Raw genomic sequence first — 9,781 nt, 5'->3', positions numbered from 1 at the left:
GGCCCCGCCCGCCATGACGGTGCGGATGGCGACCTTGTCCATCGGCAGGTCCAGCACCTGCGACAGGGTCATGTGGCCGAAGGTCGGGAATTGCGACCCGTCATGCAGGATGACGCCGCCTTCGGGGGTGGGTTCGATGGTGCAGGTCAGCGGCTCCATCGGGGCATGGGCCAGCAGCGGGAAATAGAAGGTCCGGTCGATGACCGAGGCGGCCCCGTCCACGGCGGTGGCGACCTGCGCCTGATCGCCCTTCGGGGTCCATGTGCTGTCGCCATTGACGGCGGCGATCAGTTCGTCGCGGATCTGGCCCGAGGACCGCATTTCCGCCGCCGCATTGTCCCATTCGACGCTGATCGCGTCGCGAGCCTGGATGGCCTGCCAGGTGGTGTCGGCAAAGACCGCCACGCCGGACTTGTCGGGCAGGGCCTTGGCCATCGCAAAGCCCGCCATGCCATCGGCCCCGCTGGTATCGACCGAGGCGACGGTCGCGCCCATGCGCGGGGCGTGGGCGATGACGACGACCAGTTGGTTGTCCAGCTGCAGATCCATCGCGAATTGCGCCGTGCCGTTGACCTTGGCGGGGCTGTCCTTGCGCCTGACAGCGCCTTCCTTGCCGATCAGCCGCCATTCGTCGGGCGCGCGCAGGCGGGGTTCGGCGGGGGCGGGCAGGGCGGCGGCGGCGGCCACGAAATCGGCGATGGGGGCGGATTGCCCGCCACCGGTGATCTGGCCGTCCACGATATTCAGCCCGGCCGCATCGACGCCCCAATCGGCGGCGGCGGCGTCGATCAGCACCTGACGCGCGGCCGCGCCGGCATTGCGGTATTGCAGAAAGCTGTTGGCCATGGCGGTCGAACCGCCCGTGCCCTGCATCGGGCCGAAGGCCAGGTTGTTATAGACCTGCGGGTCCGAGGGCGCGAATTCGAACCCGATCTGATCCATCGTCACGCCCAGTTCCTCGGCGATCAGGGTGGTCAGGCCGGTCGAAGGGCCCTGGCCCATCTCGAAATGCTTGATGATCGCGGTCACGCGGCCATCGGCATCGATGCGGACGAAGGGGTTCAGCGCCGTGGCGTCGCCGCTGGCGGCCAGGGCGCCGTTCGGGCGCAGGCCGACATAAAGCACGGCGGCGGCGGCTGCGGCGGTCGCGATGAAGCCGCGACGGGACATGCGCAGGGTCATCTTACGCCTCCAGGATTTCGGCGGCGCGCTGAACGCCCGCGCGGATGCGTTGATAGGTGGCGCAGCGGCAGGCATTGCCCCACATATGGGTGTCGATCTCCTCGGGGGAGGGTTTGGCGTTGGCGGCCAGCAGGCCCACGGCGGACATGATCTGCCCCGACTGGCAATAGCCGCATTGCACCACGTCCAGTTCGGTCCAGGCCTGCTGGACGGCTGCGCCGACGGGATCGGCACCGATGGCCTCGATGGTGGTGATCTCGATGCCCTCCAGATCCTCGACATAGGTCTGGCAGGACCGGGTGGGCTGGCCATCCAGATGGACCGTGCAGGCCCCGCAGGCGGCCACGCCGCAGCCGAACTTGGTGCCGGTCAGTTTCAGTTCGTCGCGGATCACCCACAAAAGCGGGGTGCCGTCGGCGGCGTCGACCTTGACGGTCTTTCCATTCAGGCGCAATTCACGCATGTCACATGTCCTTCCTGCGGTGATCCTGGGGCAATCCTTGGCCGCATCAATGGGCGGCAATGTCGCACGGCGCCCTGCCATTGAACATGCACCCGCGCGACGCCGACGTCCATATGCAGGCGATTGCCCCCCGGATCGACGTTTTTCGCGCTTTGCCGGTTGACTCTGGCAGGGTGGAGGATAAAAGGCGGCTTCGATAAAGAATTCCACGGGGTTTGCGGCGCGCGATTGCCCCGAAGCAGGAGCGATACACATGGCGAAGCCGACCACCATCAAGATCCGGCTGAACTCGACCGCCGGCACCGGCCACTTCTACGTGACCAAGAAGAACGCCCGTACGATGACGGAAAAGATGACCGTGCGTAAGTACGACCCCGTTCTTCGTCAGCACGTCGAATACAAGGAAGGCAAGATCAAGTAAGATCTGCCTCGCAGACCGTTCAGAAACGGGTCGCGTCCGCAAGGAACGCGGCCCTTTTCGCATGATGCGCCCCTAACGGGTTGAAAATGCGCCCTGCGGTGTTTTTCTTGCATCCGAATACGGGCCGGCTGCGTTGCCTTGTCTGTTCCCCGCACCCGGAAGACCACCATGACGATGTCCTCGCCCATTTCCGCCCTTGCCGACTGTCCGGTGAAATCCCTTCTGGCACGCCCCGGCGGGTCCCTGGCCATGCTGATCGAGGCGAAGGGTGGGTTCCCCCGCCGCCCCGGTGCGATGATGGCCCTGTGGCCCGACGGAGCCCGCGTGGGGCGTTTGGGCGCGGGGTGCATTGATGCCGATATCGCGGCGCATCTGGACCGGACCGAACCGGTGACCCATCTGATCTATGGCGAAGGCGGTCCCATCGACCTGCCGCTGCCTTGCGGGGGGCAGGTGCGGATCGCGCTGATCCACGCGCCTTGCGCCGATTGGCTGTCCTCGATCTGGGATGACCGCATCCGCCGCCGCACCGGGCATTGGGATGTCGATCTGCAAAGCGGCAAGCCGCAGCGCGCGAGGCAAGGCCAGGGGCAGGGCTTTCAGCTGACCCTGCCGCCCCCGCCCGCCTTCCAGATCCACGGCGAGGGCGACGAGGCCCTGGCCCTGTCCCAACTGGTCGCGGCCCTGGGCTTTCCCTCCATCGGGGCCGATGCCACGCCGGACGCCCACAGCGCCGTCGTCACGCTGTTTCACGACCATGACCGCGAAATGCCGGCCCTGAAACGGGCCTTGGCATCCGAGGCCTTCTATGTCGGTGCCCTGGGGTCGCGCAGAGCCCAGAACGCGCGGCTGCAATCGCTGGCGCTGGAAGGTGTCACCCCCCAGGATCTGGACCGGATGCGCGGCCCGATCGGCGTCGTGGCGCGCGGTCGCGACCCACGCCTGATCGCGGCCTCGGCCCTGACCGAGATCCTGGCCGAATACGAGGAGCGCTTTGGATGACCCATACAGGACTTCTTCTGGCCGCAGGCAGTTCCCGCCGCTTTGGCGCGGATGACAAGCTGTTGGCCGATTTTCGCGGTGAACCGCTGATTGCCCACGCCGCCCGCGCCATGCGCGACGCCGCCCTGGACGACCGCGTGGCGGTGGTGACCAGCGACGCCGTGGCCGCGCTGCTGGACGGTTTCCGCATCATCCGCATCGCGCCCGGCCAGCAATCCGACAGTCTGCGCGCGGGGCTGGATGCGGTGGGCGATCCCGATCTGCTGCTGATCGCCTTGGGCGACATGCCCCTGGTCACGGACGAACATCTGGACGCCGTCATGCAGCGCGCCACCGATGGCCATATCGCTGCCAGCCATGATGGGACGACGGCGTTGCCGCCGGCCTGTTTCCCGCGTGCGATGATCCCGGCCCTTTCAACGCTGAAGGGCGACCAGGGGGCTGGCCGCCTTCTGCAGGATCTGCCGCAGCATTCCCTGGTTCACGCCCCCGATCTGCTGATCGATGTCGACACCCAGGACGACCTGACCCGCTGACCTGACCGCAAGGTTCGTCCGGGGCAGGGGGTCCGGGGGATGCGTCATCCCCCGGGCGTCGCGGGACGCAGATCAGCCCAACACTTCGGCAAGCGCCTCGGCGGTGACATCGACGATCTGGTCTGCCTCGGCCTCGGTCAGGCACAGGGGGGGTGCAAAGCCCAGGATGTCGCCCTGGGGCATGGCGCGGGCGATGACGCCGCGCTTCAGCATGGCGGCCACGACCTTGGCGCCCTTGCCTTCCGAGGGGTCAAAGAACGTGCGGTTGTCGCGATCCGCCACCAGTTCCACCGCGCAGAGCATGCCCTCGCCGCGAACCTCGCCCACATGGTCATGGTCGCCGATGGCGGCCTGCATGCGCTGGTTCAGATAGGCACCGGTCTTGCCGGCATTCTCGACCAGGCCCAGCTCGTCGATCAGCTTCAGGTTGGCAACGCCCGCTGCGGCCCCGATCGGGTGCGCGGAATAGGTCCAGCCGTGGCCCAGAACGCCGTTTTCGTCGGTGCCGCGCGACAGCACGTCCCACATCTTCTGGCCGACGATCGAGGCCGACAGCGGCGCATAGGCGCTGGTCAGCCCCTTGGCGCTGGTGATCAGGTCGGGCTTCATGCCGTAATGGTCGGACCCGAACATCGTGCCCAGACGACCAAAGCCGGTGACGACCTCATCGGCGATCAGCAGGATGTCGTGCTGGTCCAGAACCTTCTGGATCGCCTGCCAGTATCCGGCGGGGGGCGGGACGATGCCGCCGGTGCCCAGAACGGGTTCACCGATGAAGGCGGCGATGTTGTCGGCACCCTCGGCCTCGATCAGCGCCTCCAGCTTGTCGACGCAATAGCCGACGAAATCGCCCTCGGACATGGAGGCATCGGGGCGGCGGAAGTAATAGGGCGCCTCGGTGTGGATCACGTGCTCCAGCGGCAGGTCGAACTTCTTGTGGAACAGTTCAAGCCCCGTCAGCGACCCGGTGACCAGCCCCGATCCGTGGTAACCGCGCCAGCGGCTGATGATCTTCTTCTTTTTCGGGCGGCCCAGGATGTTGTTGTAATACCAGACCAGCTTGATGTTGGTTTCATTGGCGTCCGAGCCGCCAAGGCCGAAATAGACGCGGGCCATGCCTTCCGGGGCGCGGTCCATCACCATCTTGGCCAGCGTGATCGAGGTTTCCGATCCATGCCCGGCATAGGCGTGGTAATAGGCCAGTTCATGCGCCTGCTTGGCGATCGCATCCGAGATCTGCTTGCGGCCATAGCCGACATTCACGCAGTAAAGCCCTGCGAAACCGTCCAGCAAGCGGTTGCCGTCGCGATCCTGGATGAAGACGCCCTCACCGCCGGTGACGATGCGTTGCGGAGCCTCACCGCGTTCGAATTGCGCCAGGTGCGTCGAGGGGTGGAAAAAGCTCTCGCGGTCCCATTTGGCCAGTTCATCATTGGTCAGCATATCGGATTTCCTTTCATCCCCAGTCGCGGCAGACATATTTGATCTCGGTAAAGGCCTCGAGGCCCTGACGGGCGCCTTCGCGGCCCAGACCGGATTGCTTCATTCCCCCGAAGGGGATCGGCGCGCCCGTGACCTTGGTACGGTTCACGGCGACCATGCCGTATTGCAACGCCCGCGTCAGGCGATAGATCCGCCGCGGGTCCTGGCTGTGGACATAGGCCACCAGCCCGTATTCGGACGCATTGGCGCGTTCGATGACCTCTTCCTCGGTATCAAAGACCGACAGGGCGGCGACGGGACCAAAGGTTTCCTCGGTCATGATCGCCGCTTCGTCGGTGACATCGGCCAGCACGGTCGGATGGAAGAACAGCGGCCCCAGATCGTCATCGACCTTGCCCCCGCACAGCAGCCGCGCCCCCTTGGCCAGGGCGTCCTTGACATGCGCCACCTGCTTGTCGATCTGGCGGTCATGGATCAGCGGGCCGATATCGGGGTCGTCCATGCCGTGGCCCATGCTCAGCGCCTGCGTCGCCTTGGTGAAACGCGCGCAGAAGTCGTCATAGACGTCGCGGTGGATATAGAACCGGTTCGCCCCCAGGCAATCCTGCCCGGATGTGGCGAATTTGGCCTTGATGCCTTCGGCGACGGCGCGGTCCAGATCGGCACTGGGAAAGACGATGAAGGGGGCATGGCCGCCCAGTTCCATCACCAGCCGCTTCACGGTGTCGGCGGATTGGCGGTACAGCAGCCGGCCCACTTCGGTGGACCCGGTGAAGGACAGCGCCCGCACGCGCTTGTCGGCGGTCCATTCGCCGACGATGGTGGCCGCATCGCCGATGATCGTGTTGACGACGCCCGCCGGGAACCCCGCCCGCCGCGCCAGTTCCGCCAGCGCCAGCGCCGAGAGCGGCGTTTCCGCCGAGGGATGGATCACCACCGTGCAGCCCGCGCCCAATGCGGCGGCGGCCTTGCGGGTGATCATGGCGCAGGGGAAATTCCACGGCGTGATCAGGGCGGCGACGCCCACGGGTTCGCGCCACAGTTCCATTTCTGCGTCGGCCAGGTGGCTGGTGACGCCTTCGATGTTCGGGCGCAGTGCCTCTTCGGCATAGAACTGCACGAAGCTGGCGGCATAGTCGATCTCGCCGCGTGCCTCGCTGATGGGCTTGCCCTGTTCGGCGACCATGATACGCGCCAGATCTTCCTTGGCACCCAGGATCAGACCGTGCCAGCGATGCAGGATCGCGGCGCGGTCCTGGGGCAGGGTGGCCGACCAGTCGGCAAAGGCGGCCTGGGCGGCATCGACGGCGGCACGGGCGCCTGCGGCGTCGCTGACGGCCACCTGGGCGACCAGATCGCCCGTGGCGGGGTCGCGGACGGCCAGACGTCCCTCGGCGGGGAAATCGCCCGCGGCAGGCAACAGGCCCGCATCGTCCAGACGTTCGGACAGTCGGCTTTGATCGTCAAACATGGCGCACCTCCTTGGCTTGGCGTCAGAGTGGCGCAGGCCGGGCAGGTGATTTCCCTGAAGATCGGGCGCGGGGCAGAGGATTCCTCGGGGCGGGCATGCCGCGCCAGAGGAATCCTCGGGGCTCAGGGCAGCAGAGCCGTGGCGGGGGGCATGTCCTTGACGGGCTTCGTCACGATATAGCTGAAATAGCGCCTGACGCCCGCGCGGCTTTCCAGCAGCCCGTCCATCAGGTCCTGAAACGCCGCCACATCCGTCGCCACGATCTGCATCAGATAGTCATAGCCACCCCCGATGGCCCAGCAGCCGGTGACCTGATCCATCCGCGCGATCACGCGTTCGAAGGTCTGGAAACTTTCGGCGCGGTGACTGTCCAGTTCCACCGTCACGAAGACCTGTACATGCTTGCCCAGGGCGCCAAGGCTGATATCGGCGCGGTATCCGCGGATCAGCCCGGCCTTTTCCAACCGCTGCATCCGGTCCCAGCAGGGGGTGGGCGACAGGTTCACCCGCGCCGCCAGGGCGGTCTTGGCGATGCGGCCTTCGCGCGACAGAACCGCAAGGATTGCGATGTCGCGGTCGTCAAGGCGCAGTTCGGGGCGGGTCGGGGTCATGGCACGGTTCTTTCCGCGCCTTTGTCGATTGTCAATCTGGACAAGCATCGGCGCGGGCTGCAATCCTGTCTGCATGTCGCATTGGCCCTTACGAAAACAGGATATCACCCGCCCGGCCTATCGCAGTCTGGCCCAGGGGATCGCCGCCGCCATCGACGCGGGCAGCCTACGCCCCGGACAGCGGCTCCCGCCGCATCGCGACCTGGCCTGGCAGCTGGGCGTCAGCGTCCAGACCGTCAGCCGCGCCTATGAGGAGCTGATCCGCGCCGACCTGATCTCGGGCGAGGTGGGGCGCGGCAGCTTCGTGAAATCCGGCCCGCGCGAGACGATCGAGGTGCCGTGGTTCCGCGCCCCCACCGACCGCCCGCCGATCGATCTGTCGATGATGACGCCGGTGCGCCTGCCGATCATCGCGGATGCCTGGCGCGACAGCATGATGCGGCTGGCGGACCGGCTGCCCGAATCCGCGATGCTGTCCTTTCGTCCGCGCCAGACCATGTCGCTTTATGGCGGCATGGCGGCGGCCTGGCTGGCGCGTTGCGGCATGGTGGTGCCCGCGCAGCGCATCCTGATCACCAACGGCACGACGCCCGCGATGTTCGTGGCGCTGATGACGGTGGCGCAACCGGGCGACATCATCGCGACCGAAAGCTCTACCTGCCACACGCTGAAACCCGCGGCCAAGCATCTGCACCTGCGGCTGCGCGGCATCGCCGGCGATGACCGCGGCATGGACCCGCAGGCGCTGATCGCGGCGGCGGGCGCGGCGGGCGGGCGGATGAAGGCGGTCTTTCTGCTGCCGGCGGGGGGTGGACCGCATGCCCGCATTATCGATCGCGAACGTCGCGCCGAGCTGGCCGAGGCCGCCGCCATCGCCGGGCTGATGATCCTGGAAAGCGACCCCACCGGTCCCATGCCCCTGCGCCGCCCCGCGCCCATCGCCAGCATCGCCCCGGACCGCGGTTTCTATTTCACGGGGCTGTCGAAATGCCTGTCGCCGGGGTTGCGGCTGGGTTTTCTGGCCATGCCTGAACATTGGGCAGAGGCCGTGCTGAACCGTCACCTGTCGATGAACTGGATGGCCACTCCGCTGATGGCCGAGATCGCGCAGGACTGGATCACTTCGGGGACCGCCGATGCCCTGCTGGCCGCGCAGCGGGTGGAACTGGCCGCCCGCAACCGGCTGGTCCAGCGCAGCCTTGGCCCCATGGCGCATGGCTTTCAGCACGGCCTGCACCGCTGGCTGGCGCTGCCGCCGGGCACGGACGAGGCCGCGCTGGTCGCGGCGGCGCTGGCCCGACAGGTGGCCGTGGCGCCCGGATCGGGTTTCGCGGTCCTGCCCTCGGGGCCGGCGCTGCGGATCGCGGTGGGGGGGCCGGGGATGGGCGAACTGGATCATGCCCTGCGCCAAATTTGTGCAATTCTTCCGGGCGGTTCGCCCGCAAAGGGCGCTCTGGACGGGCAGCCGGTTTGACACCCGGTGTCAGAATTGTCATGATTTAATATAGAAATTGACTTGGAAATCGCTTGGGCCGAACTCTCGGCGCAAGACAGGTCGGGCAAATCGGCCCGAATCCTGCAACTTTGAGGCAACGGGGCCGTTGGCCCGCGATTGTCCGCAACAGGAGGTACCATGACCATCAAGACATTGACGACCGCCAGCATTGCAGCCCTGGTTCTGGGAAGCGGCGCCGCCATGGCCGACACGTGGCGCTATGCCTTCGAGGAGGCCCTGGACGAGGTTCAGGGCGTCTATGCCCAGAAATTCAAGGAAGAGGTCGAGGCCAATTCCGACCACGAGGTCCAGCTGTTTCCGTTCGGCACCCTGGGTGAATCCGACAACATCATGGAACAGACCCAGTCGGGCATCCTGCAATTCGTGAACCAGTCGCCGGGCTTCACCGGGTCGCTGATCCCCGAGGCGCAGGTCTTCTTCGTGCCCTACCTGCTGCCGCAGGACCAAGAAACGCTGGCGACCTTCTTCCGCGACAGCAAGGCCATCAACGACATCTTTCCCGAGCTTTATGCCGAACAGGGTCTGGAACTGCTGAAGATGTATCCCGAGGGCGAGGTCATGCTGACCACGAAACAGCCCGTGGAAGGTCCCGACGACCTGGGCGACGTCAAGGTCCGCGTGATGACCAACCCGCTGCTGGTCGAAAGCTACAAGGCCTTCGGCGCGACGCCGACGCCGCTGCCTTGGGGCGAGGTCTATGGCGGTCTGCAGACCGGCATCATCGACGGCCAGGAGAACCCGGCCTTCTTCATCGAATCCACCCGCATGTACGAGGTGACCGACCACATCACCCGTCTTGGCCACAACAACTTCACCACCGCGCTGATGGCCAACAAGGAATTCTTCGACGGGCTGTCCGATGAGGACAAGAAGGTCGTGCAGGATGCCGCCGACACCGCCTTCGACACGATCCTGGAATACCAGCAGGGCCTGACCGAGGAATCGCTGGAGAAGATCCAGGAAGCCAAGCCCGAGATCACCGTGACGACGCTGTCGGAAGAACAGCGCGCCCCCTTCCGCGACACCGCCCAGCAGGTCGAGGAGACCTTCCTGGAAATCGGTGGTCCGCGCGCCCAGGAAATCCTGGACCAGATGAAGGCCGATCTTGAGGCTGCCGGTTCCAGCTGAGCACCGCA

At 66.2% G+C, this 9,781-nt stretch carries 10 protein-coding genes; 5 read left to right on the top strand and 5 right to left on the bottom strand.

Features of this window, described 5'->3' with window-relative positions:
* Together IE00_RS20630 and IE00_RS14515 are read right to left on the bottom strand one after the other, a co-directional pair.
* Nucleotides 1–1,182: molybdopterin cofactor-binding domain-containing protein (locus IE00_RS20630; protein ID WP_240493915.1), on the bottom strand; the 1,182-nt coding region annotated here is incomplete at its 3' end.
* A 1-nt stretch (nucleotide 1,183) separates the two neighbouring features.
* Nucleotides 1,184–1,645 (bottom strand): (2Fe-2S)-binding protein, encoded by a 462-nt coding sequence (locus tag IE00_RS14515; protein WP_072297913.1) that lies wholly within the window; start codon nucleotides 1,643–1,645, stop codon nucleotides 1,184–1,186.
* A 253-nt stretch (nucleotides 1,646–1,898) separates the two neighbouring features.
* Between IE00_RS14515 and rpmG the strand changes: the two genes are divergently transcribed.
* From rpmG to IE00_RS14500, 3 genes are all read left to right on the top strand, one after another.
* Nucleotides 1,899–2,066 (top strand): 50S ribosomal protein L33, encoded by a 168-nt coding sequence (gene rpmG, locus IE00_RS14510; protein WP_072297912.1) that lies wholly within the window; start codon nucleotides 1,899–1,901, stop codon nucleotides 2,064–2,066.
* Between the two features lie 168 nt (nucleotides 2,067–2,234).
* On the top strand, nucleotides 2,235–3,068 hold the full coding sequence (locus IE00_RS14505) for an XdhC family protein (RefSeq protein ID WP_072297911.1): 834 nt from the start codon (nucleotides 2,235–2,237) through the stop codon (nucleotides 3,066–3,068).
* Complete coding sequence (locus IE00_RS14500) at nucleotides 3,065–3,604, top strand: NTP transferase domain-containing protein (protein WP_072297910.1); 540 nt, start codon at nucleotides 3,065–3,067, stop codon at nucleotides 3,602–3,604. The genes IE00_RS14505 and IE00_RS14500 overlap by 4 nt, the downstream gene beginning before the upstream one ends.
* 72 nt (nucleotides 3,605–3,676) lie before the next feature.
* Here IE00_RS14500 and IE00_RS14495 read toward each other — a convergent pair whose 3' ends face one another.
* From IE00_RS14495 to IE00_RS14485, 3 genes are all read right to left on the bottom strand, one after another.
* A complete protein-coding gene (locus IE00_RS14495) occupies nucleotides 3,677–5,047 on the bottom strand; it encodes an aspartate aminotransferase family protein (protein ID WP_072297909.1) in 1,371 nt (456 codons plus the stop codon).
* Nucleotides 5,048–5,060: 13 nt separating this feature from the next.
* Entirely contained in the window at nucleotides 5,061–6,518 is a 1,458-nt protein-coding gene (locus tag IE00_RS14490) for an NAD-dependent succinate-semialdehyde dehydrogenase (protein WP_083554414.1), read from the bottom strand.
* Between the two features lie 122 nt (nucleotides 6,519–6,640).
* Nucleotides 6,641–7,129, bottom strand: coding sequence for an Lrp/AsnC family transcriptional regulator (locus tag IE00_RS14485; RefSeq protein WP_072297908.1), 489 nt, complete (start codon nucleotides 7,127–7,129; stop codon nucleotides 6,641–6,643).
* Nucleotides 7,130–7,202: 73 nt separating this feature from the next.
* On the opposite strand from IE00_RS14485, the gene IE00_RS14480 reads away from it, so the two are divergent.
* Together IE00_RS14480 and dctP are read left to right on the top strand one after the other, a co-directional pair.
* Nucleotides 7,203–8,603, top strand: a complete 1,401-nt coding sequence (locus tag IE00_RS14480; RefSeq protein ID WP_170864165.1) for a PLP-dependent aminotransferase family protein — start codon at nucleotides 7,203–7,205, stop codon at nucleotides 8,601–8,603.
* 159 nt (nucleotides 8,604–8,762) lie between these two features.
* A complete protein-coding gene (gene dctP, locus IE00_RS14475) occupies nucleotides 8,763–9,773 on the top strand; it encodes a TRAP transporter substrate-binding protein DctP (RefSeq protein ID WP_072297907.1) in 1,011 nt (336 codons plus the stop codon).
* Nucleotides 9,774–9,781: the final 8 nt, after the last annotated feature.

It is taken from the genome of Paracoccus sp. SM22M-07, from assembly GCF_001887735.1.
Taxonomy (GTDB): domain Bacteria; phylum Pseudomonadota; class Alphaproteobacteria; order Rhodobacterales; family Rhodobacteraceae; genus Paracoccus.
This window is presented reverse-complemented; position numbering and strand designations above follow the sequence as displayed.

Coding starts and splice junctions, on each gene's coding strand:
- IE00_RS14495 (WP_072297909.1), bottom strand. CDS start 5,047: ATGCTGACCAATGATGAACTGGCCAAATGGGACCGCGAGAGCTTTTTC.
- IE00_RS14515 (WP_072297913.1), bottom strand. CDS start 1,645: ATGCGTGAATTGCGCCTGAATGGAAAGACCGTCAAGGTCGACGCCGCC.
- IE00_RS14500 (WP_072297910.1), top strand. CDS start 3,065: ATGACCCATACAGGACTTCTTCTGGCCGCAGGCAGTTCCCGCCGCTTT.
- IE00_RS14480 (WP_170864165.1), top strand. CDS start 7,203: ATGTCGCATTGGCCCTTACGAAAACAGGATATCACCCGCCCGGCCTAT.
- IE00_RS14490 (WP_083554414.1), bottom strand. CDS start 6,518: ATGTTTGACGATCAAAGCCGACTGTCCGAACGTCTGGACGATGCGGGC.
- IE00_RS14505 (WP_072297911.1), top strand. CDS start 2,235: ATGACGATGTCCTCGCCCATTTCCGCCCTTGCCGACTGTCCGGTGAAA.
- dctP (WP_072297907.1), top strand. CDS start 8,763: ATGACCATCAAGACATTGACGACCGCCAGCATTGCAGCCCTGGTTCTG.
- IE00_RS14485 (WP_072297908.1), bottom strand. CDS start 7,129: ATGACCCCGACCCGCCCCGAACTGCGCCTTGACGACCGCGACATCGCA.
- rpmG (WP_072297912.1), top strand. CDS start 1,899: ATGGCGAAGCCGACCACCATCAAGATCCGGCTGAACTCGACCGCCGGC.